General features: G+C 47.7%; 16 protein-coding genes. 6 read left to right on the top strand and 10 right to left on the bottom strand.

The window, feature by feature from the left end:
• Positions 1 to 98: 98 nt before the first annotated feature.
• A complete protein-coding gene (locus PY479_RS11340) occupies positions 99 to 2,795 on the bottom strand; it encodes a TonB-dependent receptor (protein ID WP_212596256.1) in 2,697 nt (898 codons plus the stop codon).
• A gap of 415 nt (positions 2,796 to 3,210) precedes the next feature.
• On the opposite strand from PY479_RS11340, the gene PY479_RS11335 reads away from it, so the two are divergent.
• Positions 3,211 to 3,768, top strand: coding sequence for a hypothetical protein (locus tag PY479_RS11335; protein WP_275483818.1), 558 nt, complete (start codon positions 3,211 to 3,213; stop codon positions 3,766 to 3,768).
• Here PY479_RS11335 and PY479_RS11330 read toward each other — a convergent pair.
• Positions 3,765 to 4,946 carry a peptidogalycan biosysnthesis protein gene (locus PY479_RS11330; protein ID WP_228730449.1) on the bottom strand — a complete coding sequence of 394 codons (1,182 nt, stop codon included), beginning with the start codon at positions 4,944 to 4,946 and terminating at the stop codon, positions 3,765 to 3,767. The two genes, PY479_RS11335 and PY479_RS11330, sit on opposite strands and share 4 nt — an antisense overlap.
• Before the next feature lie 134 nt (positions 4,947 to 5,080).
• Between PY479_RS11330 and ggt the strand changes: the two genes are divergently transcribed.
• Positions 5,081 to 6,796 carry a gamma-glutamyltransferase gene (ggt, locus tag PY479_RS11325; RefSeq protein ID WP_275483849.1) on the top strand — a complete coding sequence of 572 codons (1,716 nt, stop codon included), beginning with the start codon at positions 5,081 to 5,083 and terminating at the stop codon, positions 6,794 to 6,796.
• 96 nt (positions 6,797 to 6,892) lie between these two features.
• On the opposite strand, the gene PY479_RS11320 is transcribed toward ggt, so the two are convergent.
• From PY479_RS11320 to PY479_RS11300, 5 genes are all read right to left on the bottom strand, one after another.
• The gene (locus PY479_RS11320) at positions 6,893 to 7,096 is read right to left on the bottom strand and encodes a hypothetical protein (protein ID WP_275483817.1); all 204 of its coding nucleotides are present in this window, start codon (positions 7,094 to 7,096) and stop codon (positions 6,893 to 6,895) included.
• Between the two features lie 97 nt (positions 7,097 to 7,193).
• A complete protein-coding gene (locus tag PY479_RS11315; protein WP_212596253.1) occupies positions 7,194 to 7,781 on the bottom strand; it encodes a hypothetical protein in 588 nt (195 codons plus the stop codon).
• A 205-nt stretch (positions 7,782 to 7,986) separates the two neighbouring features.
• Positions 7,987 to 8,916, bottom strand: a complete 930-nt coding sequence (locus PY479_RS11310; RefSeq protein ID WP_275483816.1) for a hypothetical protein — start codon at positions 8,914 to 8,916, stop codon at positions 7,987 to 7,989.
• 125 nt (positions 8,917 to 9,041) lie between these two features.
• A complete protein-coding gene (locus PY479_RS11305) occupies positions 9,042 to 10,697 on the bottom strand; it encodes a hypothetical protein (RefSeq protein WP_275483815.1) in 1,656 nt (551 codons plus the stop codon).
• 703 nt (positions 10,698 to 11,400) lie between these two features.
• Positions 11,401 to 12,657, bottom strand: a complete 1,257-nt coding sequence (locus PY479_RS11300; protein WP_275483814.1) for an alpha-hydroxy-acid oxidizing protein — start codon at positions 12,655 to 12,657, stop codon at positions 11,401 to 11,403.
• A gap of 313 nt (positions 12,658 to 12,970) precedes the next feature.
• Between PY479_RS11300 and PY479_RS11295 the strand changes: the two genes are divergently transcribed.
• The gene (locus PY479_RS11295) at positions 12,971 to 14,926 is read left to right on the top strand and encodes a transporter substrate-binding domain-containing protein (protein ID WP_275483813.1); all 1,956 of its coding nucleotides are present in this window, start codon (positions 12,971 to 12,973) and stop codon (positions 14,924 to 14,926) included.
• Positions 14,926 to 16,269 (top strand): response regulator, encoded by a 1,344-nt coding sequence (locus PY479_RS11290; RefSeq protein WP_275483812.1) that lies wholly within the window; start codon positions 14,926 to 14,928, stop codon positions 16,267 to 16,269. Before PY479_RS11295 ends, PY479_RS11290 begins: the two co-directional genes overlap by 1 nt.
• Before the next feature lie 146 nt (positions 16,270 to 16,415).
• On the opposite strand, the gene PY479_RS11285 is transcribed toward PY479_RS11290, so the two are convergent.
• Positions 16,416 to 18,305, bottom strand: a complete 1,890-nt coding sequence (locus tag PY479_RS11285) for a methyl-accepting chemotaxis protein (protein ID WP_275483811.1) — start codon at positions 18,303 to 18,305, stop codon at positions 16,416 to 16,418.
• A 400-nt stretch (positions 18,306 to 18,705) separates the two neighbouring features.
• Between PY479_RS11285 and PY479_RS11280 the strand changes: the two genes are divergently transcribed.
• A complete protein-coding gene (locus PY479_RS11280) occupies positions 18,706 to 20,595 on the top strand; it encodes a methyl-accepting chemotaxis protein (RefSeq protein ID WP_275483810.1) in 1,890 nt (629 codons plus the stop codon).
• A 204-nt stretch (positions 20,596 to 20,799) separates the two neighbouring features.
• Entirely contained in the window at positions 20,800 to 21,657 is an 858-nt protein-coding gene (locus PY479_RS11275; RefSeq protein ID WP_275483809.1) for an EamA family transporter, read from the top strand.
• On the opposite strand, the gene PY479_RS11270 is transcribed toward PY479_RS11275, so the two are convergent.
• Together PY479_RS11270 and PY479_RS11265 are read right to left on the bottom strand one after the other, a co-directional pair.
• Positions 21,654 to 24,602, bottom strand: a complete 2,949-nt coding sequence (locus PY479_RS11270) for a diguanylate cyclase (RefSeq protein ID WP_275483808.1) — start codon at positions 24,600 to 24,602, stop codon at positions 21,654 to 21,656. The genes PY479_RS11275 and PY479_RS11270 overlap by 4 nt on opposite strands.
• Positions 24,603 to 24,806: 204 nt before the next feature.
• On the bottom strand, positions 24,807 to 25,232 hold the full coding sequence (locus PY479_RS11265) for a hypothetical protein (RefSeq protein WP_212596243.1): 426 nt from the start codon (positions 25,230 to 25,232) through the stop codon (positions 24,807 to 24,809).
• Positions 25,233 to 25,553 lie beyond the last annotated feature (321 nt).

Here is a 25,553-nt window from a genome sequence, read left to right as displayed (position 1 = left end):
ATCCTCCTGAAAAATATGGCATTCCAATCAATTAGTGGGAAAAACGTATTGAAAACTGAGGCTGCTCCGGCCTTAAGCCAGAGCAGCTATCCTTGCCATTACAAGCTGAACTGGAAGCCCAGCAGGTAACGACGCCCCCACTCCACATAACCACGCGGACGGGATGGATCGTTATCAAAGTAGGAAGTGGATGCTTCGTTAGTCAGGTTTTGCCCCTGCAACATCACTTTGAAATTGTCGGTTAATTGGTAGGAGATGCTGGCATCCACTGTTGCTTCCGCGCCAATGGTATAGATCTCCGTTGGGTCCCAACTGCCGACGCGAGTATATTCACTGCGATAGTTGTAAGACACCTTGGCATCTACGCCAGATTTGGAATACCAAAGCGTCAGGTTGCCGACGTTTTTTGACAACCCGGCCAACGGCAACGGATTATCAACCGGCTGAAATTCCTTAACATTACTGTTGGTATAGCTGTAGTTGGCGTAAATACCTAAACCATCGAATGGCTCGGGTAACATGTTAAATGCCTGCTGGTACAGCACTTCAAAACCGCGGATCTGGCCACCGTTACCATTGACCGGGGCATTCAACTGATAGTCTTCACCATCAACCGTGATGGTACTGGTGGACTCACCGATATGGGTTTTCAGATCTTTGAAGAACAACTGCAGGGTAAATGCCGCATCTTCAGCAAAATAGTATTCGTAACCCAGATCCACCTGATTCGCTACGAATGGATTCAGATAAGGGTTGCCACTGGACGCAGTATTCACCGTAGAGGACTTGTTGAGCTGCAATCCGGAGCGCATCTCCACCAATGGTGGACGTGACATGGCACGAGACAAACCGAAGCGGATCTGCGAATCATCAGTGATACTGAAACGTAGGTTCATCGCTGGCAGAATTTCATCATAGTCATGGTCGTAGGACACCGGTAATACTGTATCGGTATCAACCACCTGATCAAATCCGCTGGAGGTTGAGTTGGTACGTACATAGCGCACACCGACGTTACCGGTATACGGTATAGAACCAAGATTGCCACGAAGATCAAACATCACATACAGGGCTTTATTGGTTTCCTGTACGTTCCAGTTATCGAGATAGTCACTGGTAGTTTTCGCGTGATCATTACGATTGTCGATGCCACCAAAAGCACTGTCAACGACTTCAGACCAGTTATTGATGGTGTACATTACCGGTACATCATAACCGCTGCCGAGACTATAGGTAGCGGCGTCCACACTTGCGCTGCCATTTGCAACTGCTTGCTGCCAGCTCACCACATCATTGTCTTTTTCACGATCTGCCCAACGTCCGCCAAAGCTGACTTTTTCAACAAGGCCCCAGTCCAGCATGCGCGAAAAATCCAGCCGGGCGTTGACCATATCGTCTTTCAGAATGCGGTCATTATCGACTTGCAGGTAGTTGAGACCATAATCGGCAGTGTTGCCAATATCATAACCGGTACCAATCGCGAGTTTCTCACCGGTAGCATCCCAACTGTAGTCCATACCATTAGCTGCGGCATCGGCATTCCAATACCAGGAAGAGATATTGACCCACTTTGATTTAATGGAGGCTTCGGAATAGCCGACATCGGCCACGATAGTCCAGTCATCGCCCTGCCATTCCGCATTCAGGCCAGTACTGACCAGTTCATTTTTCTGGAACCAGGTGGAGTTGTTCGCGGTATGACTACCGCCCCAGAGCAAACCACCCGCGACGATCTGTTCGCTACCATCGGCATTGGTAATAATCTGAGTCGGATTACTGGCATTCTGATAATTCCAGTTATTGCTACCGGCCCAGTTACCCCAACCGTCAAACCACATCTGATCTTCACGTTCTTGAATATCAAACTTAGAGTAAAACAGGTCATATTTCAGTTGCAGGCGGTCGGTCGGCAACCACTGCAATACGGTCATAGCCCCAAGACGCTTGTTGGTACCACCTTTAGTCGCTGTTTGCGCCCCCCAAGGTGCCGCTTCGGTTATACCATCGCCGTTAACATCACCCTGCTCTGCTGTCAGCTTGTTGTAGGACCAGGAAGTGACATCACGTTGAATCGAGGGTTGGTCCTGATAAGCTACGCCAAAGGCTACCCCAAAATTGTCGGCAATCGGATCAACATAACTAAAACTGGTGCGGTAGCCCTTGCTGTCAGCGGTGGGAATATCATCCGCTAGTGGATAATCCATCATATGCGCGCTGACATTGACCTGTCGTTTGTCCTTATCCAGCGGATTGACGAATTTCATGTTCACCAGACCCGCAATGCCACCCTCGATATTGCTGGCAAGTGGACTTTTATAGACTTCTACCGCATTGATCAGCTCTGCCGGAAACTGTTCATAACGGACACTACGGCTCGGCTCTCCACTCACGATCTCACGGCCATTCATGGTTGCCAGATTGAGCCGTTCCCCCAATCCACGAATTGAAATAGTGCTGGCGTTTCCCCGGTCGCGCTCTGCGGCAATGCCCGGTAATCGCGCTAATGTATCAGTAATGGTCACATCCGGAAGCTGACCAATATCATCTACCGAAATGACCTCTACAGTGGAATCGGCCAGTTTTTTATTTTGCAGCGAACGCTGCAAGGTGGCACCGAAGCCTTCAACGGTCAGGACTTCAATATTTTGCTGTTTCTCTGCAGTTTTGGCCTTGGCCTTCTGCGCGTTATTGGTGGCTTGTGGTTCTGGTGCAATATCCTGTGCTTGTGCGGATGCCAGAGACAGGCATTGAGCAATCGCAAAGGCGGTCATGCTCAACTTGAATGGTCGTTTCATTTTTACCCCTTTTTTAGGCAGGCATTAATTCTTATCTGGATATTCATAGACTTGGCGAAAATTCCCCAATGACGCCAAGCATGGTGTTTTTACTGATAATTAATGGTAGAGGTCAACACCGAAACTCAATCTACCGCAGCATAAGGTAAACGTTTACTATACAAAAGTCTAAACACAGGTAACATTTTATATATCTTTATGTTTTAAATAACTTTTTATTAATGTAAACGATTACCAAATTTACTTCATTGCAACATTTGCCGTGAATAACGAGAACTCCCTCACAGTTATCCTCAGTCACCCGTCAGTTGGTCATGGTATAAATTGAGAGCTGGCCCTAAATTCACACTGGATTTTGTTTGCTACAAGCTTCATGATCACAGCATCTGTTGCCACTCTTCTGGTGGCACAAACTATGAGTGTTGGACTTAATATGTTCGCGGTGAAAGATCAGGACTTATCAGCTGGACTTAATACGGTACAACATCAGCTATCTCAGGATGAGACCATGCTGGTGCATCTGGGGCGTAACTCCACCACGTTTGTGCCCCTGCCTCAACCACAATCTAAAGAGATAGAATTTGGTATTTTGTCGCATGACATCCATATTGGTGTCGAGCAGATTGCCAACGACTTTTTCCGGCATGATATCCCAGGCGAACCCGAAATAGACCATGCCATCAATTGCATTGAAGATGAGCTGATGCGTAATCTGGTGTTGCAAAGCGGTGGTCGAACGTTGATCAGTAACGATAAACTGCATGCAGCGATATTTAACGTGGCTGAGGGAGCCACAGAGTTCAGCCGTGAACAAGTAGAGGCGGTGTTTACGCGTTATGCCTGGTTGTCGATGGGACGCGCGAGTGCCACTGACAAACTGCAAACGGGTAAGCAAGCTTACGCGGCGCTATTGATCCTGCGGGAAATATTGCATCATCTGGATTACCAGAAAGTGCTGATCATGGCTGATTAATCTGTGTCATTTTGCTTGAACGGTAACGCCTGGCGCATAGCCGTCAAATATTGCTGATTGTGCTGCCGTTCTTCTGTACAAAAATTGTCTATAGCATCGCGAAACGCCGCATCGGCGATGGCGTGTAATGACTGGGTGATGACCGGTTCAAAACCACGGATCAATTTGTGTTCGCCCTGTGCTCCGGCATTAAAACTGCTGAAGCCATGCCGGATCGCATAATCAATGCCCTGATAATAGCAGGCTTCAAAATGCAGGCCGTCCAGTTCCTGCAAGGTGCCCCAGTAACGGCCATAAAGTACCTGTTGCTGATCGTCCGTCAAATACAGTGCCGCCGCAAATGCGTGTTCCGGCGCTTCATGGTCACGGCACACCAGCAATAGACGTACATTATCTGCCAACAAACGTCCTAATGTTAGAAAGAAATCACCGGACAGATAACCACCATGACCAGAGCGCTTGAGATACGTCATCTGATAGCAATAATAGAACCGTTGCCATAGTTCACTGGAAATAGCCGCGCCTTCAAACCAGTGGTAATGCAGTTGCTGTACTTTGCCACGTTCCTTAAGAATATTCTTACGTTTACGGGACGTCAGCGCTGCCAAAAAGTCGTTAAAACTCGTGTAATTGCGGTTAAACCAGTGAAACTGACATCCCTCACGGCGCAACAAGGTAAGTTCGGTGGCACTTTGCCAGTGTCGGCAAGCATCGGCATCCAGAAACAACCCATGCCAGGAGGAAAACCGCTGTAATTGCTGCGCTAAGATGTGGTTCACCTGCTGATATATTTCAGCACGATGAATGCTCGCTTGCGGATGAATCGCCAACCGCTGCCCCGTGACAGGGGTAAAAGGAATCGCGGTCACCAGTTTCGGATAGTAAGCGACACCGTAACCTTGATAGGCATCAGCCCAGGCCCAGTCGAACACATATTCGCCCCAGGAGTCAGACTTTTGATACATAGGCATTACCGCAACTAACTGCTGCTGGCGATAAAGCAGCAGATGATATGGCTGCCAGCCGCTATCCCCACCGACACAGCCACTCAACTCTAGGGCTAGCAGAAACGCATGATGCGTAAACGGATTCGCAGAAGCCATACAGGCATCCCACTCGGTTGCAGGAACCTTGGAAATATCCTCACTAAATTGGCATTCCCATATTGAATTTTGCAATTATATTCCTTTTTTGTTAACGGATATTGCTTTAAACGTCGGCACTCGGCACATTGCATTTCATGATTATAACGACCTAGAAGGGATTGCAAGTGCAACTGTTAAAACCTCTGCGGTGCCAAGTACTGTTATTGATGTTGACGCTGGCTACAACGCTGGCCGGGGGGCTTGTCTCGCCTGCCGCATTGGCGGCACAGGACATCTCAATCTATAGCGGTATGGCAACCGCGCGCCCCGTTTGGGCCAAGCATGGCATGGTGGCGAGTCAAGAAGCATTAGCCTCTCAAGTTGGCGTAGATATTCTTAAACAAGGTGGTAACGCCGTGGATGCCGCCATTGCTACGGCTTACGCATTAGCAGTGACCTTTCCAGAAGCCGGTAATATCGGTGGCGGTGGTTTTATGCTGATCCACCTGGCCAAAGACAATAAAGATATCGCCATCGACTATCGAGAAGTCGCGCCACTCAAAGCGCACCGGGATATTTTTCTGGATAAAAATGGCAATGCCGATCCTAAGCTCAGCCAAGAACATGGACTCTCTGTCGGGGTTCCTGGCACGGTGATGGGTATGGAACTGGCCCGCAAAAAATATGGCACCATGAGCCGACAGCAGTTATTAGCGCCGGCAATCAAACTAGCAAAAGAAGGCTATGCAGTAACCCCAGACTTGGCTGAATCGTTAACCGAGTTGAAAGATTACATCACCCAATGGCCCAGTTCCCGCGAGATTTTTTATAAAGCCGATGGCAGTAACTATGCCCCGGGGGAATGGTTCAAACAGCCGGAGCTGGCGCATTCGCTTGAGTTAATTTCTGATAAAGGAGCCGATGGTTTCTATCAGGGAGAAACCGCCCAAAAAATCGTCGCAGCGATCCAACACGCTGGCGGTGTGATGACCTTGGCGGATTTGCAACACTATCAGGTATATGAGCGTATACCGGTGACTGGCAACTATCGCGGCTATCAGGTGATTTCCATGCCGCCGCCCTCTTCTGGCGGCATCCATCTGATTGAAATCCTCAATATTCTGGAAAACTTTCCGATTGGCGAATTGGGGCATAACACTGCTGCAACTATCCACCTGATGGCAGAAGCGATGAAACAGGCCTATGCCGATCGCAGCGAATATCTCGGCGACCCGGCATTTGTGAAAGTGCCCGTGGCAGCGCTGATCAGTAAAGCCTATGCCAAGGCGATTGCTGAGCGTATTCAGCCTGACAAGGTAGTTCCTTCCAGCGATATTGCACCTGGGAAATTAGCACCTTATGAAAGTGATCAAACCACCCATTTTTCAGTGGTTGACCAATGGGGCAATGCGGTTTCCAACACCTACACCCTTAACTTCAGCTATGGTAATGGCTTGGTCGCCAAAGGCACGGGGATCCTGCTGAACAATGAAATGGATGATTTTTCGGCAAAGCCCGGCGTCCCCAACGGCTATGGTTTAGTGGGCGGCGATGCGAATGCAGTTGAAGCCAAAAAACGCCCCCTGAGCTCGATGACGCCCACCATTATCACGAAAGACGGCCAACTGTTTATGGTGACAGGTAGTCCTGGTGGCGCCCGTATTATCACCACGGTACTGCAAATCGTCATGAATGTGATTGATCATCATATGAACATTGCGGAAGCCACTGCCGCACCGCGGATACACCATCAATGGTTACCGGATGAAATTCGGGTCGAAAAAAGCCTGAATCTGGACACTATCCATCTATTGCAAAAGATGGGATATACAATCAGTGTAAAACCCGCGATGGGCAGCACTCAGACCATTATGGTTAGCGCTGATGGCCGTTACGGCGCGTCAGATCCGCGCTACGCCAACAGTGGCGCGGTAGGTTATTAAATCGAAGAGCCGTCTACTTTATAGTAGACGGCTCCAACTCATTGAAGGAGTTAACAGTGTGTCAGGGGGGCATTTACAGTTTTGTGCGTATCGCCTTTAAATCTCAATAAATTTAGGTAACGCCATCAATAGCACGCCAATGCACAAGGCCGCGTACCGGTTGTCGATAAAGTAAGGATAAATCATTAACGCCAGACCGCTGCACAGCGCCACCAGATTCGACTGTCGTTTTCCATAGATGAAATAGCCCATGCCTATCGAGCTGAATAATAGACCTAACATCAGTGTCCAGGTATCCATGACAGCGTACCCTCTCGTAATTTAATGGTGCTCAGTCATCATACGGCGCTATCCCGTACCGAGCACCCGTTCTGTGGGTGTGGTCGCCACTTAATAGCTAATCAAATGCCCGCGCTTTTTGGTTTTTAAACATGGTGATTAAACCGAAGATAACAAAACAGAGTGATAACCCCTGCTGCATCGCCAACACAGGTTTTTGCTGAAGCAACATCAGTGAGCCCATGGACACATTCATCAGCGCGAAACACAACCAACCATAGATATTATCTTTTGCCAACAGGTAACCACCGAGCAAAAAGCCGACCATCACGCCGATTTCAAATACCTGTGTAGTAGAGGAGATCCCACCGTACTGATAGAAGCTGTAGCCACTGCCCAATATGACGAAAAAGTAAGTGATGATGGAGGTCAATAAATCATAGGACTTATTGATAACCTCACCTTTGATGACCACATACAAGCCAAATAACATCGCTGGAATACCGCCGAACTCGATGGAAGCCGCTATCCAGTTGTGTTCACCCACCAAAATGATGACCCAGGCGGGAACGCCGAGCAGATACACTATCCAACCGACGATTTTCAGCTGGCGACGAGATGCCGATGGCAATGTCTCTGACACCGAGAAGAGTATTTTATTCAGCAGATATAACGTTCCACCCCAAATCTGTAACACCAGATCCATGTTTAAATTTGTTCCTGTTTCATTCGTGATGCCAAAATTCGAAGCCGATAATTCGTTGCTTGGATACGATACAGGTGAAGCCTGTAAAGCGTCTACTCATATAGGGTCTTACCAGCTGTGAAGCATCTGGAAATACCATGGCATCTGCATCACGGAGATGGTCATTGCGATAAGCATCTATGACTTATCGCAATGGGTAACAGTGTTATTTAAGCGGGCGAAACAAAGGTCGCCAGATGCCGCCGAATGACTCATCTTCAGTACCGATGCTCATATAGCTTTGCGGGGTATTAGCGGCTGGACCAGCCAATGCTTCCACCTTGAAACCATCAACAACCCATTGGGCATGAGGATGAGCGACCGGTAAAATAGTGACGTTGCCATCTTGTGAAGAAACCGTAGCAGCTTGATATATGACGGACTTAAATGGCCCCTGATCCCCGCCGTCTTCAGTGGCAACGGCCCAAATGACACCTTGTTCATCCGGATAGAGATCAGAGATAGTGCGTTTTTTCTTGGCATTTAACCAAGCTCCGGGAGCAGAGATTTCAATCGGATGCTCTGCATATTGTTGCCAGGATAGCGTGGCGGCTGATTTATCCAACACTCCAATGCGCAGGTAACCATTTTTATAGCGCTTACTGCCACCACGTTCGCCTAACACCACCAAAACTGAATCCTGCTGTGCAATACAAGCCATGCCCTCAAAGTTGTCGCCGTGGAGGCCTTTTCCCCCCGCAACAATCTTCGGTACATGATAGACATGCTTAACCGAGGCGCCTTCAGCTGTCAGCACAATTTGAAAAATTCGCCCGAATTTGCCATCCCAGTATCCGGATTCGGCAACTAAATACTCATTGGTGCTTCCTGGTAAATGACATACAGATTCCAGGTCGCTCGATTGCCCATCGTTGTCTTTCCAGTCGTTGATGCTCAATGGTGTATAGCTGAACTGCCCTTCTGCTTTTACCTGCAAAATGCCAAGTCGGTCGCCCTGTTCAAAGACCTTTTTGTCCTGCACCACCAAGTAGGAATTGGCATCAATTTGTGCCATACCACTAAAACCAAGTTCCAAAGCCATAGCAGAATGTATCGCACACACCAGCAGTGCTGCGACCAACATTATTATCTTCAAAGACGTAACCTCAGTATTAAATATCAATAAGTTAGATGTGGCATTGACAATTGCTAGTGCCTCAAACTAAAAAATCCGGGCACCTGTGTACCCGGATTTTTGAGGATTATGTTGCCATCAAAACCTTAAATCTTGGTTGGATAGATTGGCTGAATATCTACCGGCACATCGCCTAGGCTGGCGTTGACTGCACGTACACCATCATCAATATGGCCATATTTTGCCAGGAAAGCTTTGGCGGCGTTGTAATCGCCATCACCTTGTACCACCACCACATCATGTACCAAATCGGTAATGGCCTGTTCCAGTTTGGCAAAATCAATCTTGTACAGTCCATTGGCCTGACGGGTCAATGCCCCTTTATTGACGTAATAACTGTACTGGAACGCAGCGCCAATTCCGTGCGCCTCATGTACGCCAAAGCGCATGGAACGGAATAAGCCGGCAGCATAAGTCGCTAACAGATTGTCCTTTTCCGCCATGGGCAACTCGCCTTTTTGCATCAGGAACAAAATATTATACGCGCCCATCACATCAGCTTTTCCCTCTTCGATACCGGAATACAGTTCCTGTAACTCTGCCGCTACCGTGGTCGGCTTGCCATTTTTCACAATGGAGCCAGGGCCTAAAGAATGGGACATTTCATGGAACAGCGTCTCATAGCCAAAGTATTTCTGATCCAACAGTTTTGCCTGCTCGGGGATCAAAATATGCGCCGCCATCGGTTTCATGATCCGTTCAAACTTAGCCGCCATTACGTTGTTCAACAGTACTTTCTTGGCACCTTTGGCTTCGCGGACTTTTTCATCGTTTGGCAAGTTGAACGCAATTGTTTGCACACCGGGTACGTTATCACCCCCGCCCTGGATCTGATCAGCAACGGCAATCGGTGACGCAAAGCCACGTTTGAAATTCTTATAGCTGTCCGGTACCGGCAGATTGGCTTCCATATCACGCAGATATTTCTTGAACCGGTCCAATTTGGCAGAAGCTTCAGGATCTTTGATAGTAACGAATGCTTCAAACGCGGTTTTGTATCCGAACAACCCATCGGTGTAAGTTTCATAAGGCCCGATGGCTACTTCAATCGGCGTATCTTTTAGATCCATCCACGCAATTTCAGAGGCGAAATAGTTGTCGGTACGAAACGCGTGCGCCCGTAACACCAGGAATTTCTTAAGGCTTGGGTTGTGCGTAATCATCGCCGCATCTTCCAGCAATTTCGCGGCAGGTTCCAGCCACTGCTTGTAGTATGCCGAATACGGAATGGCTACCAGTTTGTCGCCCTGACGACGAATAACCGTATACAGGCTAGTAAACGCCGCTTTATCTTCTGGATGTTTGACAATCCAGGCATTGAACTCCTCTTTGGTCAAATCTTCTGGATAAAACCCTGAGCCCAATGCGTTCTTTTGCGTACCAAAGAACGGATGTCCTGCGGCCAGACTATCCCAAGGACCAAAATTCTCATCAAACATATTCAGCACTAATGCTTTATCTTTGAGATTACTGGCTTCAATCTGCTGACGGATCTGTGGATTGTGCTCATTCACCTGCCGCAGATAGATTTGGCTCATCAACTGAGCGGCCTGGATCAGCTTGTTGACGACCTGTTTTTGCTCGTCGCTCAGAAAGGCGGTATTAGCAGTCATTTGCACAGGCACAATTTTGTCACGCTGTTGCTGCAGATTGTAAACTTGGGGTTGCTCTGTGGCGCTCGCGGTGAGGGCTGGGAAAGCCAGTAAACTACCGAGCGCCAAAGCGATCAGAGACTTCTTCATGGATAACTTCCTCTAGTGTCTGTCTGTATAAAAGTTGCAGACGTCTGTCGGTTATAAACAGGACATTATAGTTATGACGCTGTCGGCCAAGGACGCAGCGATGGGCCTCATTATTGAGAAAGCGTGGGCAACTGTCTAGTTAAGGCTGGCAACAAAAATTTATGGAAAGGCTGCAGCATCAGGTATTGATAAAAAAACTGCCGATACCCGAGCACCGGATACCGGCAGTCTCACCGCCGGGGAAGCAGCAACATCGGCACAAGTGCCTGAGCTACCACCTCCATTCCCCGACTGTGATCTGTAGGATTTCAATAGCGACTTTCTTATGTTTTGAGTCGCACGTCCTTGATTTCTATCGTACCACCGCCTGAGTGCTGAAAGCCATTAAGGCAGGGTTCCATTGCTTGTCTTTGCGGATCGTGGTCACATTCCATAGCGGTTTATCGCACAATGTGAGCCAGCCATTCCGAGTTGACCTTGGTCATTTGGCGTGATGCTCATAATGCAAGTTTAAAAAAGATAGCCGGGCTCTGTTGCAGAGTGACCGGCCATAAATCCCAAACCTGGTAGCCATCAAATCCGTTGTTAACACCTAATCGTTAGTGCATAGCACGCGGCAAGCTGCAGACTTCAGCGATAGTCATGGCAAGTTTTGCATTGAGGTGCTGCGACTTAGCCACTGCACCTGTCGTCATTAACGGGACTAAACCTGCTGCACCAATACAGCAGGATCCACCTTGTTTACATCTGCCACACCGGTCAGCACCATGCTGGACACCAGTTCGGTATGGAAGCGCTTGAACTGCATTTCGACCCCTTTAACTCCGCCACCAAGACTTGCTCGTAACATAGGACGTCCAACCAATACCGCCTGAGCACCGCAAGCCAGCGCTTTAAGGACATCACCGCCATCGCGCACACCGCCATCCACCAGTATTGGCAGTTTGTAGCCGCGATCCCGTACTGCCTTCACAATCGCGGGGAGTACATGCATAGTGGCAGGAGTAGAACTCAGTACCCGACCACCGTGGTTAGATACGATAATTGCGCCGCAGCCAGCTTCTGCACACATCAGCGCTTCGTCCACAGTCATAATCCCTTTCGCAATGAAGGGGATTTTGGCGTAGTTAACAATTTCTTTCAGTTTTTTCAGATCCTTAGGTTCAACAGTTTTGCCGGGTAAGGCTCGTGCAGCGCGACCGGCAGAGTCAACATCGATGGCAAAAAAGGGAGCCCCTGCCGCCTGTACGATGTCCAGACGTTCAAAAATTTCTGGTTGGGTGCGAGGTTTGATCTGGGCGACAGCACGACCTTTAAACTCCGAAACCACACTCATCCGACGCTTGTAGGTTTCTAATGGGTCACCAATCCCATCGGCTGCCCAACCAAGACTACCGGCATTGGCGGCGCCTTCGATAATGCCTCGAGCGTATTTCTCTTCAGTCATGACCTCGCCATCGAACGCCAATTTATTTGCAGCGCCCATGTTATAGGTCAAACCACCAGTAATACCGGTAAGAATCGGCAATGACAGTTTTACGCCCAGTAACTCAATTTCGGTGTTGGGATGAGTGATAGTGTGAACGGTGCGCATGTTCAAACTCATGCCTTCGAATGCTTCAATATTGCGCACGAAACTCTGACGTTTACCGCCCATTCCCGGCACAGTTTCACCACAAGGGCCCTTCCCATTACAGCGGCCGGCACCAGCAACGTCGCAGGCAGCACAGGTATCCATGATCTTGCGGGCATTACTCAATACGTCTTTAATGTTTTTCGGTTCTGTGATGTAACCGGAAACTGCTTTCGGGGCTTCAGTTGCGGCCGCAGCGGTCATGGCGACACTTTCGGCTGCATGCGTAGTTGAAGATGCAGAAATTGCCAAAGTACCTGCGGCAGCTAATACGGCACCTTTGGTCAGAAACTCCCGGCGATCGGCATTCAGCTCGTTGTTGTTCATGTTATAGCTCCTATGGTTGCTTGTTGGCTTACGGCGGTTACTCTACGTCGACCTTCGTGTCCCATAGCAGCAACAATGTACAAAATCTGGGGTTAGATCCCCTGTTCTACGGAAAATTTGACCCCGGCACATTGGTTTATGCATTTTTGCATAACTCTTTATAACCAATGAGTTAAATGCTCTTTTTAAACGATATTTGTTGAAAGACTGAGGTTATGTGAGTTGTCCTGCATAACCGATGAAAAAGGCTGCCAATCGACGTCTGTGACGCTTAAGGTAAACAGGATTTTTAACATGGAGTGCGGTGGTAAACATGTCAAAGTTATTGAGGCAATGGCCCCAAAGTGTCTGGCTGGCGCTGGCAATATTCACCACTTTTGCTCAAGCTGCACCGCAGATCACGCTAAATGTTCACAGCAATACGCCGCCGTTTGAGTGGCAAAATGAGACGGGTGAAGAAAGCGGCTTTAACGTGGAACTGGCGCAATATATCGCGACACAACTGCATTACGGTATGCAGGTCAAACGTCAGACCTTAAAACAGTCTCTGCACTCGGTGATGAGCGAGCGCTGGCAATTGGCTGTCATCGCCGTACCGGCTGGTCGTAAAGTTGATATCAACACCGCGCTGCCATTGTTACCCACCTATGTCAGTGCCTACAACCGCCGAGGTGAAGGTAACGCGGATAGCTGGGAAGCGCTTAAAGGCAAGCGGGTAGCGATTAAACAGGCATCGTCGGTTGCGATGTTTCTGTCACAATCGCCGCAAGATTTTATCACTGTCCCCGTGGTCAATAATGAACAGGGTTTTGAATTGCTGACGGAAGGGAAAGTGGATTATGTGGTGTCAGAATTTTATTGTTCACGACGGATGCTTAGTAAATTTCCGATAGCAAAAACTGCCGGAAAACCACTGCTTTATAGTCAGTTTTATCTGATCATGTCCAATAAAGATCCAGAGTTCGTTGCCGCCGTAAACAGCGTCGTTAAGCATAGCTATGACAATGGCTATTTTGATGATTTATTGAATAAATGGGTCGGATTCGGCAAAGAAAAAATCGAACTGGGTCAGGTGCGTAGTGACTTTTTTCAGGGCGCTCTCATCACTGCGATTATCTCCAGCATGGGCATGCTTATCACCTTATATATCAGTCTGGTGTTAAGACAGAAAACCAAGTCATTACGGCGAGAACTGGCAAATCGCCGCAAAGCCGAAGCCGAAATCAAACGAGTATCAGCACAGTTTCATTCCGTACTCGATGGCCTGCCCCACGGCGTTTGCCTGCTGGCGCGTGACCAGCATCTTATCTGGCACAATGGCAAATATCCCTGGGTATTAGAACCATCACAATTAATGCAGGCGCAACCAGCGATGGTATTAACCCAACTGGTGGATAATACCTTCAGCGCAGATGAATCCCAGAGCAGTGAATTTATGCTCGACAATAAGCGCTGGAAGCTGGAACTCCACCGCATTTCAACTGAAATGCTGGTGCTGTTTATTGAAGATTGCACCGAGCAATATGCGCTTAAGCAGACCACCGAATTATCTGCGCGGCTGGCATCTCTGGGAGAACTCTCGGCAGGCATCGCCCATGAAATTAATAATCCGGTCGGACTGATCACCCAATCGGTCACGTTGATGCGAGATCTGTTGGAAGATCTGCGCATGAGTCATGCAGATACGGCAACACCTGCAAGAACAATCGATACCCTCATCGAAGAGCTGGATTACAGTTGCGAGTCGGTCGACGATGCCGCTGGTCGCATCGGCCGCATTGTGCGCGATCTGAAAAACTTCTCCAGACCAGGACTGGAGATGCATCCCAAAGCGGTGAACCTTAATAAGGTCGTAGAAACGGCACTGCGTCTGACGCACAACAACGTAAAGCGGATGCAGCTACAACTGGAACTTGACCACGGACTCCCTACTGTTGAAGGCGACGAACTGCAACTACAACTGGTGTTGGTCAACTTCATTCAAAATGCTTGCTTAGCAATGGATAAACCCGAGTCGTTACTGAAAATCAGCACCGGTATCGAAAACGGCAATATCTTTGTCGCTGTTGCTGATAATGGCTGTGGCATGGACCCTCAAACGCTTAACCGGATCCGGGAGCCCTTTTTCACCACCCGTCGCAATCAGGGTGGCACCGGACTTGGCCTATCCACCAGTAACAAAATCCTTGCCGAACATCAGGCACAGTGGCTTATCCGCTCACATCCGGGCACCGGTACCGAAATGAAAGTGCTGTTCAGGAGTCTTTGATGAAACTGTCGCGCAATATCTTAGTGATTGATGATGAAACTCGTTGGCTACGTACCATCGCTATGGTACTCAACCGTCATATTCCGGAAGCCAGCACCCATACCTGTGAAAACAGTCGCCAAGCGCTGCAGTTGATCCGAGATTTGGAGATCGCGTTGGTGTTACTGGACCTCAACATGCCTTATCTTGATGGTCGCCAGTTGCTACGAGATATTCGGGAACACTCGCCTTATGTACGCGTTATTGTGGTTACCGGCCTCAATGAAACCGAAGTTGCCGTGGAGTGTATGAAACAAGGCGCCTACGATTTTGTTGCCAAAACCAGCTCTACGGATCAACTGTTGCTCTGTGTACGTCGCGCCATGGAAGTAATCACCCTAGAACGCAGTTATCACCGGATCAAAGATGGTTTTTTTAATCGCCGCAACCTTGCCGCCTTCAGCGAAATCTTAACCACCGATGTCAAAATGCATGACTGCTTTACCTATGCGGCCACCCTTGGCGATAGTCATGAACCGATATTACTGGAAGGAGAAACTGGCACCGGCAAACGCTTATTTGCCAAAGCACTGCATCGAATGTTGTGTCCTGAAGAACCATATCTGGAACTGTCATTATCAGCGTTGACAGCGGCGGAGTTCGAACAACGCTTATTCGGAGATGCCAGCCAACCGGGATTATTGCAGGTCACAGGCCACGGCTTACTGTTTTTAACGCAATTGGACGATGCCAGCCCACAAATTCAGACAATGCTGACCAGACTGTGCCAATTGAAACGCTATTTCCCTGGTGGCTCACTTCGGGAAAAAGCACTGGAATGTCGGATAGTGCTAAGTAGTCATTTGTCACTGGAGCAACTGGAGCAGCAGGCGTTTTCCCAAGGACTGATTTATGCCTTGCAGCCACAGCGAATTAAGCTGCCACCGCTGCGCGAACGGCAATCTGACATTGGATTACTCCTACAACATTTCATCGAGCAAGCTTGTCATGCGCAAGCAATTGAGTATCTGGCATTACCCATAGAAGTAGCACAAAGGCTGGAAAGTTACCCATTCCCTGGCAATATCACCGAACTCAAATCATTGGTTTTCAGCGCGGTCAATGCCAGCAACCACAATGAGTTAGCATTAGCACCGTTTTTTGCGGTTCTGGAGCGACAGCCTCCCACCACGCACATACAACGAATTCGCTTTCCTGAAAAGTTGCCCACCATCAGTGAGACCACGCAACAACTGGTACATGAAGCACTGGTGCGCACCAATAACAACCAAAGTGCCGCCGCTAAACTGCTGGGGATCACTCAAAGCGCATTAAGCCGTCGGCTGAGTAAATCCGAGGATTAATCTACACGCTATGAGAACTTATGTGGCGTTGTTTTAATAAGTTGTTTTAATAAACTGTATGTCCTATTGGTGCAGCAATATGCGCCAGCACAAATAGAAAAGGACTGTATCTACAGTCCTTTTTCTTGCCGTGTTTATGACGTTATTTAGACCTTAAAGCCAGCAACCGTATCCTGCAGCTCATGCCCTAATTTTGCCAATTCCACACTTGCCGATACGGTTTGTTCATTCGCAGCCGCCGCCTGTTCAGCTTCATCCCTGACACTGATGATATTGCGATTAATATCTTCAGCCACCGTCGTTTGTTCTTCGGCGGCGGTCGCAATCTGTTGATCCATATCCCGGATATTACCGGTTAATTGAGAAATGGTATTCAGTGCGACATTTACTTCGCCAATCAAATCCACCAGTTCCTTCGTGGCGTCGTAACTCTCTTTTACTTGGCTAGAGGCTTGCCCCGCGGTTGACTGTAATTTCTCAATCAGACGCTCGATTTCATTAGTAGATTCGTGCGTCCGCTGTGCTAGATTACGTACCTCATCAGCGACTACCGCAAAACCGCGTCCCGATTCCCCGGCTCTGGCGGCTTCGATTGCAGCATTCAGTGCCAACAAATTGGTTTGTTCGGCAATACCTTTGATCACATCCATGATGCTGCCAATCTGATCACTACTACTTACCAGGCTTTCCATTGCGGTTGATGATTGCGTCATTTTGCTACTCAACTCATCCACTTTCGAAATTGCAGTGACAATCGTCGTGTTAGCCTCACTCACTTGCTTATCCGCATTATGGACTGCAGCAGCCGTCGTCTCAGTATTCCGCGCGACCTCGGCAACAGTTATGGTCATCTGATGCATAGCGGCAGCGACCTGATCGGTTTGCTGCTTTTGATTTTGTGCATTGACACTGGTTTGTTCAGTCACGGCCGAGAGTTCTGAAGCTGACGCTGCGAGTTGTGTAGACGAATGTTTCACGGTGCTAATGATTTCGCGTAAATTTTTCGTCATGGAGCCAAATGCCACCAATAACTGACCGATTTCATCCTTGCGCATACTATGCACGTCAGAGGTTAAATCACCGGAGCCTATTTGCTGCGCGGTATGCAACACAGATTTCAGTGGCACCACAATACTGCTACTTATCGTTAAGGTCGCGATAATACCTACAATAATGGTGATGACAGCAGCAGCGACTACTAATGTATATGCCGTATCGGTTGTTTGCGTTCTCTCGTTGTCCTGCAATAACCGCAACTCCTTAGCTTGGCTCGCAATGCTACCCGCAACCTCAATCAATTGATCGCTGAGTTGCGCCAATTCGGAATTAAGTTTGATAACAGTAACAACATCGTCCAGATACACGTGCAAATTCTGCCCAATATTTTGTAGCCGCGAGATGTCATTGGCAGAGCTCAGACGATTCAATAGCTGCGACTGTTGCGTATCAAACTTATCGACTAAAGAATGCACATCATCTAAATTTGTTTCACCGGATAACAGTTCCTGAATGTGCAGATGAGCTTCATAAAATGTGGCTTCGAGTTCAACAATGGCTTGTTGATTAGCCAGTGTTACTTCCTGGGAATAATCATTAACAAACGTTTCCATTTTGACTGTGGCATCATTGATTGACCTATGCTGCATGTCTTTCGTTTGTCTGACGTTTTCAGCAGCATCTTGAACCTTGCCAAAAATATCGGTGTAGTTATTAATATAACCCTCAATTTTCTGCAGCAATGTAGTTTCTTGCGGGTCAGCATCAGCTTCTAAATTATTTTTACTGAATTCTAAAGCGTTGCTCAGTGCGTCAATCGCTTTGGCGGCATCTTTTTCATCATAGCCAGCCATGTATTCTCGCCGGGCATTTCCTGCTTGAGTAATATAACTGTTAAAGTTATCAACGCGTTGTTGTTTATCAACGGTGGTAGCAATTTTATGCAATGCTGTTAGTGCAATAATCCCAAGCACTAATGCCATTACAATGACTGTTGAAAAGCCCACTGCGAGTTTATTTTTAACGCTCCAGTTTTGCACTTATTTATCTCCGAACACTAATATTCTTAATGACTATCTTCGCAACTATCCATGTAAAAATAAGCGTCGAATTTTAATGAGAAATATTTTTTATATTTTTGCGTTAGAACAAGTTATGTGTGAAATCTGCCACAGTTAACAGTGTTTTATTTTTGGAACAAATTAAATCCAAAAAATTAGCTGATTAATTTTCATTAAATGAAAATCCCTTATTTAAATTTTCTTAAGATATGCTTAAGCCAATGGTTTATTGCGTAAATAATTAGTTTTATCAGTTAATCAGTATAAAAATCCAAATGTAACTTAGATGTGACTCACACTTACCTTATGTGGGTACCGGTATTATTTCCTCTCTCATATAACCATAACAAAACTTTATGCTGATTTACGGGGACGAACGATGTTTAACGACTGGAGTGTAAAAATTAAGCTAAGTGTCGGCTTTGGTGCTGTTTTATTACTCACTTTAATTGTCGGTACTATCGGCTTGTTGGTGATTGGCCAAATTGAATCGCAATCTGAAATTCAGCGGCATGTGGTGACCTTCAATAATGATATAGGCCAGCTTTCACGTAGCCGAATTGATTATCTCAAAGACTTTAATGACCAAGATACCGTGCAAATTACAACACAATTAAAAGCGGCGCAGGAGCTCATCAGCCGCAATTTACAACATGCGCGTGATGACAAAAGCATTCAACGACTCACATTGATCACCCAGCAGCTTGCTGAATATTCAGATCTGTTCCGGACATTGAAACAGTCGGTAACCATCAGAGTAAATGCCGAAAACCAATTGCTGCAGCAGATCAGTCATACCACCTCGCTGCTGCAGACACTTAGCGCGTCCTTCAGTGACCGTGATGAAAAAATGCAACAGCTAACCGTCAAGCTAGACAAAAACTTTTATCAAGCAAGGTTTATTGTAATGTCGCTGCTGCGCGGAGATAGCAACCTCAACCAATTGCAAAACACTACGGTAGAGTTTGCCGCAATCGTCAAGCAACTGCGTCAGCTACCGCTGAATGCCACACAGCAGCAACTACTCAGTGACATCGATGAAGGTTTTCAAAGCTACATCAAAATTGGCGAAAAAATCCCGGCATTACAGGCAGCATTAGACAAAGACAGTGATACCCTCGAACATCAGGAACAAACACTGATCACCGATGCAAACGACGAGAATGCGGCTCACGCGCTTCTTCAGCAACAGATCACCCAGTCAGCCTATTATTACGTTACCATTGCGACGGTCGCGGCGTTGTTGGTGGGCATTGTTGCTACGCTGGTCATCAACAAAGGCATCCACCAACCGTTACAACAGGTGTTAACGATTGCACAGCGCATTGGTAATGGTGACCTTACTCGTCAGGCGGCCATTACTCGCAAGGATGAAATGGGGCAACTGATGCAGGCAATCGCGTCGATGAGTCAAAGCTTACGGCAACTCATCACGCAGATAAAAGAAAGTGCAGTTCAGCTGGCATCATCTGCTACCGAATTATCTGCAGTTACTGAACAAACCAGCATTGGCGCGCAGCAACAAAAGCAAGAAACCGATCAAGTTGCCACCGCTATCAATGAAATGTCCCTGACAGTTGCCGAAGTTGCCCGTAACGCCGAACAATCGGCCAATGCCGTGGAACAGACTGACCAACAGACGGCTGCTGCCAATAGGGAACTGGAACAGACGATTACCGAGACCACCCTACTGAGTGAAAAAATGCAGCACTCTGCTGAGGCGATGCACAATGTGGTTAGCAGCAGTGAACACATTGGCAGCATTATGGATGTGATCAAAAGCATTGCCGAACAAACCAATCTGTTGGCACTGAATGCCGCGATTGAAGCCGCCCGAGCGGGGGAATCGGGTCGCGGATTTGCGGTAGTCGCTGATGAAGTGCGCAATCTGGCACAGCGCACCCATGCTTCTACCTCAGAAATTGAATCACTTATCAAAGAGTTACAACAAGGCGCTAAACAAGCAGCGACTCACGTAAATGATAGCCATGAAACGACACAAGACGTGGTAAAAAAAGTCGGCCTGGTCGGTGACGCCTTACATACCATTACCGAACTGACTCACCACATTCGGGATATGGGCCAGCAAATTGCTACTGCATCCGAAGAGCAAACTACAGTAGCTGAAGAGATTAACCACAATGTATTACGAGTTCGCGACGCCGCCGATCAAGCTGCGGCAGCCAGTGAACAAACGGTTGCCGCCAGCACTGAACTGGCACGTTTAAGTAATGATCTCCAAGGCATGGTAGCAGGCTTTACTGTGTAATTTTTTGAAAATGGCTGAAGGACTTTCACACCTAGTCCTTCAGCATGACCATCTGTTTTGCTGCACACTAAATAATCAACAGTCAAGCTTCTTTGGCTACTTTTTCCGGTAAACTAGCTGCCATAAGTCGCTTTTCTCTCTATCGCACCAGCGGCCTATCGGCAACTTCGTTATTTGACGTATTTTTGCACACAGGATTGATGTATGACGTTACTTTGGGGAATCACCATTCTCTGGGCTTTTTCATTTTCACTAATTGGCGCTTACCTGTCGGGTCAGGTTGATGACTACATTGCCGTTACATCGCGGATGCTGCTGGCATTGATAATTTTTCTGCCATTCTGGCGTCCGATAGCCTGGCGCAAAGCCTTGGTGATGATGGCAACTGGCGCGATTGAAATCGGTTTGACGTACCTGTTTCTTTACCATAGTTATCATTATCTGAGTGTTCCGGAACTATTGCTATTTACTATTTTCACGCCGATTTATGTCAGTCTTTTTGCCGACTTGTTTGCCAGGCGCTGGCCAAAACAGTTGTGGGCTCCGGCAATACTGGCGGTGGCGGGAGCTGCAATGATCCGTTGGACAGACTTGAGCGAAAACTACTGGAAGGGCTTTGCCTTGATACAGGCTGCAAATGCCTGTTTTGCCTTCGGGCAGGTGTGGTATCGCCACCAGAGTCAGCATAATCCGTTACCGCATCGTACTCGTTTTGCCTGGTTTTTTATGGGCGCCACATTGATCACCGGATCAGCAATGTTAGCACTTGCCGATTGGCACAAATTACCCGTAACACCTTTGCAGCAAGGCGTTTTACTGTGGTTAGGTGTGGTAACGTCAGGACTCGGTTATCTGGGGTGGAGTTATGGTTCAACTAAAGTGAACGCTCAACAATTAGCCGTGATGAACAACATGCTGATCCCGGCAGGGATCCTGGTCAACGTCGTGTTCTGGCAGGGTCAAATTCATGATTGGCCACGATTAACGCTCGGTTGCGTCTGTATGCTGTTGGCATTATGGCTTTGCCGGCAACCAACGACCACAACGGCGCCAGAGAACTAAATAAAACTTTCGACACGGTTGCGGCCGTTATTTTTTGCCCGATAAAGTGCATCATCGGCCGCATTCAGCAATTGCCAGGACTCTTCCACATCATCGGAGCAGGCTAAACCGATACTCACAGTGAGTTTCAAGCCTTCGGCAATACTACTGCAATCCATGGATTCTACCGCCATCCGCAATCGCTCACAGACTTGGATCGCCTGTTGACTGGTCGTTGTTGGCAGCAACAACGAGAACTCCTCCCCCCCCCAACGTGCAGCAATATCGATAGCACGGCAATGCAATTTAAGTTGCGCTGCGAGTTTGACTAACGCTTTATCTCCGACACTGTGTGAAAATTTATCGTTGATCCATTTGAAATGGTCAATATCGATAAAGGCCAGTGTTAATGGTTGCTGCAGACGCTTCGCGCGGGCATATTCTTGCGCCAAATGTTCATCGAACGCTCGACGGTTTGCCAGGCCGGTAAGTGAGTCCTGTTTGGCCTGGATCTCTAACGCTAGGGCTTGCTGCTGCAGTTTGTCCAACAGTACTGATTTTTCCTGATTGGCGGTTTCCAGGTTGTGTGTTTGCTGTTGTAACTCTGCCGTCTTACGAGCGACTTGTTGCAATAGGTATTGCTCTGAACGTCGCAGGCTCGCAGTGCGCCAATAGGTAAAGCCAACAATCACCAGAACCGTCGCGGCGAGCGCAATATATTTGGCTAACAGGGTTTGCCACCAGAACGGTAATTTAATAATGGTTAACTGTGCTGACGGACTCCAACGTCCGCCAGGATTAGCAGATTGAATATCCAATTGATATGTGCCGGGAGCCAGGTTGGTGTATTCCACCTGATTCAGCCCCGTTTTATCGCGCCAATCCTGATCAAAGCCATCGAGTTTAGTACGATAGCGCAAGCGAGTGGGCATAATAAAACTGAGGCCAGCATAGTTGATTTCCACGCGCTGTGCGGCGGCGGGTAAGGTCAGATTGTTGGTTAATGACTGCTCTTGGCCATCCATCGAAATCCGCTCAACCACGACCTGAGGCGTATGCTCCGCAAATTGCTGCAATCGCTGCGGGCGCACAGACGTCGCCCCCATTGCCGTCGCAATCCACACTGTACCTTCAGGGGTCTTGACCATGGTCGGGTTAGAGCCGCCGTTTGCCTGGGCACTCAACATCCCGTCGCTTTCGCCATAAAGCACGGTACTTAACGTTGACATTCTGCCATCGGCCACCGCATTGGCATCTGCTTCACTAAAACGCAAAATGCCGCGATTGCTGGTAAGCCAGACATTGCCATAATCATCAATAACTAACTGAAAAAATTTATCAAATGGCAATCCGTTACGACGACCGATAAGCACAGTTTCATCAGTATCCAGATTATGACGAAGTAACCCTCTGTCAGTGGCAACCCAAAGTAACCGCTTTTTTTCTTGTGGGAACATGCCAAAAGCATATTCTGCCGCATCAAACTGATGAATCGGCATCACCGAAAATTTGCCGTTTTGATAAATGGCAATGCCGGTGCCCGTTCCGATCCACATTTTGTTGTCACAACGCAACAATTCGACGACAAAGTTACCGGGCAATCCATCTTGCGTGGTGAGGTTGTCTACTGAGCCATCATGCCAATGTGCTAACCCTTGCGCGGTACCAATCCAGATACTGCCATCAGGATCCTGCAGTAGCGCCCTGACCTCATTTGAAATCAATCCGGAATCACGATCGACCAGTAACTTCGTCTGACCGTTATCGTAGATGAATACCCCGGCGGTGTAAGTTCCTATCAGTAAGCGACCATCAGCCATCTGCGCTAGGCTGAGTATCGATTCGCCGGGTAAGACTATCTCCGTCACAAAGCCCTTTGCCCGCGAATAGCGACTTAACCCACGAGAACTACCAATCCAGATATCGCCATTGGGTTCACTAAGCAAGGCGCGCACGTAATTACCCGCCAGTCCTTGTTCGGTAGTAATGGTAGAGAATGGCGCATCCCGCAAACGAAACAAGCCACCATTGGTACCAATCCAGATACTTTGTTCTTTATCTTCAAAGAGATCTAATACCCGGTTACTGGGCATACCATGACTCGCATCCAAATGCTCCAGACCATAGGCTTTACTTAGACGAAAAATGCCTTGCTGGACAGTTCCCATCCATAAACTGCCTTGATGATCCAACATCAATTGTGACACGGCGACGTTAGTCAAATCGGGATGTAATGGAATGACCTTATCGCCAACCAGCCGGCTAACACCGTTTTCGCTGGCAATAATTAGCCCGTCATGGGTTTTTAGCAAATCAAACACCGGGACTTTATGCAACGCAGCTACGGGTGATAGTTGCCCATGTCGCCATAACACCATACCAGCAGCAGTGCCAATCCACAGGCCACCGTCAGCCGCGTTGGCAAAGCTATAAATGGTATTGCTGGGTAAACCTTGCACTGTAGTCCATTGTTGGCGTACGCCTTGTGGATCCTGGCGAAATAGACCGCCGCCTTCGGTACCAATCCAGATATTGTTTTTGTCATCAACCCAAAGGACATTAATCAAAACACCAACAGGAGCAAATGGCGTCCATTGGCCATCTTTTACCGAGGTTAAACCACCTCTGGCCCCACCAATGATCAAGCGACCAGAGTTGTCCAGAAATGAGGCCCGGGTGCCAACATCGGGTAAACCAGTGATGCTGTCGCGGCCAAACATTTTGAAGTCTTTGCCGTTAAAACGAGCAACCCCTTCCCAACTACTCAGCCATAAATAACCTTCAGGGGTCTGGTCAATACTGTTGATAGTGTTGTGAGGTAAGCCCTGGCGAGTCGTCCAGGTTTCTTTGAAATAGCGATTTAATGGGGCGATATTACCTACATCGGCAGCTTCCACTGAGGACGTAAATATTTCTGAAATCAAGATGAGTGCAACGAACACCAGCAAACGGGTCCAATACGTCATTGACAGTATTACCTACCTCGATAGTTGAGTGAATCCATTCACAACTTTACGGCTGTTATTAACAATACCTTTATTCATGCCGTAAGCATAGACAAATCACTTGTCATTCAACATGATATTTTACTTACTATAAACGAACTTAAGGTTATCATCGCCACTAATGATAACCTTTTTTTAACAAAACGTGTGTATTTCTATTTATGGTTACTTAATCCAAGCAGGGATGAAGAAATAAATGAATGCCCCGAACAGATCCATAAACAGGAAAGAAAAAAACAAAATGTTGTTCAACTGACGGCCTTTCAGCGGAGCGCCTTTGGACCATTTGGGGCTAAAAGTGAAGTCTGGATGTAATGTTCGCAACAATGGCAGGTTTGCATCGCGGATCACTTCATCACGCCGCATCATCAACAACAAAATGATGGTTACGAAAGCGCATAAACACAATACAAAACCAGAATTGTGTGGATCGGCCTTCAAAGCATATGAACCACCTATCGCTGCCGTCTGAATCGCAATTAACCATTGCACCCGGTTCCACATCACGCCATCCAGATGGGTGAAATGTTGCATCATAATTCCCAGTGTATCCGTGTCAGGTCTTAGTTGCTTTTTGGGTTCTTCTGCCATATTTTCGCCTATCAAAATGTTCATCATGGGTTGCGTTGTCGCAGCAACAGACTCGCCTGTAAATAGCCACTATCGAAGACAACAGCGATGTAACATTGTATCCAACTCTTGTTATCACGGAAGACTGCAAAGCAGAAAATTTATGATAAATCACAACTGCTTGTTGATTTTTTGAGGTAGTCGGATGCTTTAGCTAAACGCGCCGTGAAATAACCTTTTTATCTCCCTTTAGCATTTATTGCTATGTCCCGTCCTGAAATACGTTGACATAAAGAGGACTTCTTTATGGCGACATCAACTAACTCAAGCCGTAAGCGCACG

The organism is Shewanella sp. A32 (genome assembly GCF_029167175.1).
GTDB lineage: Bacteria > Pseudomonadota > Gammaproteobacteria > Enterobacterales > Shewanellaceae > Shewanella > Shewanella yunxiaonensis.
The sequence above is the reverse complement of the archived record's forward strand: the minus strand, read 5'-3'. Positions and strand labels throughout refer to the sequence as shown.

Excerpts from the sequence above, each read along its gene's own strand:
- PY479_RS11265 (WP_212596243.1), bottom strand. The coding sequence starts at position 25,232 with ATGGCAGAAGAACCCAAAAAGCAACTAAGACCTGACACGGATACACTG.
- PY479_RS11335 (WP_275483818.1), top strand. The coding sequence starts at position 3,211 with ATGAGTGTTGGACTTAATATGTTCGCGGTGAAAGATCAGGACTTATCA.
- PY479_RS11315 (WP_212596253.1), bottom strand. The coding sequence starts at position 7,781 with ATGGATCTGGTGTTACAGATTTGGGGTGGAACGTTATATCTGCTGAAT.
- PY479_RS11295 (WP_275483813.1), top strand. The coding sequence starts at position 12,971 with ATGTCAAAGTTATTGAGGCAATGGCCCCAAAGTGTCTGGCTGGCGCTG.
- PY479_RS11275 (WP_275483809.1), top strand. The coding sequence starts at position 20,800 with ATGACGTTACTTTGGGGAATCACCATTCTCTGGGCTTTTTCATTTTCA.
- PY479_RS11300 (WP_275483814.1), bottom strand. The coding sequence starts at position 12,657 with ATGAACAACAACGAGCTGAATGCCGATCGCCGGGAGTTTCTGACCAAA.
- ggt (WP_275483849.1), top strand. The coding sequence starts at position 5,081 with ATGTTGACGCTGGCTACAACGCTGGCCGGGGGGCTTGTCTCGCCTGCC.
- PY479_RS11270 (WP_275483808.1), bottom strand. The coding sequence starts at position 24,602 with ATGACGTATTGGACCCGTTTGCTGGTGTTCGTTGCACTCATCTTGATT.
- PY479_RS11305 (WP_275483815.1), bottom strand. The coding sequence starts at position 10,697 with ATGAAGAAGTCTCTGATCGCTTTGGCGCTCGGTAGTTTACTGGCTTTC.
- PY479_RS11290 (WP_275483812.1), top strand. The coding sequence starts at position 14,926 with ATGAAACTGTCGCGCAATATCTTAGTGATTGATGATGAAACTCGTTGG.
- PY479_RS11280 (WP_275483810.1), top strand. The coding sequence starts at position 18,706 with ATGTTTAACGACTGGAGTGTAAAAATTAAGCTAAGTGTCGGCTTTGGT.
- PY479_RS11340 (WP_212596256.1), bottom strand. The coding sequence starts at position 2,795 with ATGAAACGACCATTCAAGTTGAGCATGACCGCCTTTGCGATTGCTCAA.
- PY479_RS11320 (WP_275483817.1), bottom strand. The coding sequence starts at position 7,096 with ATGGATACCTGGACACTGATGTTAGGTCTATTATTCAGCTCGATAGGC.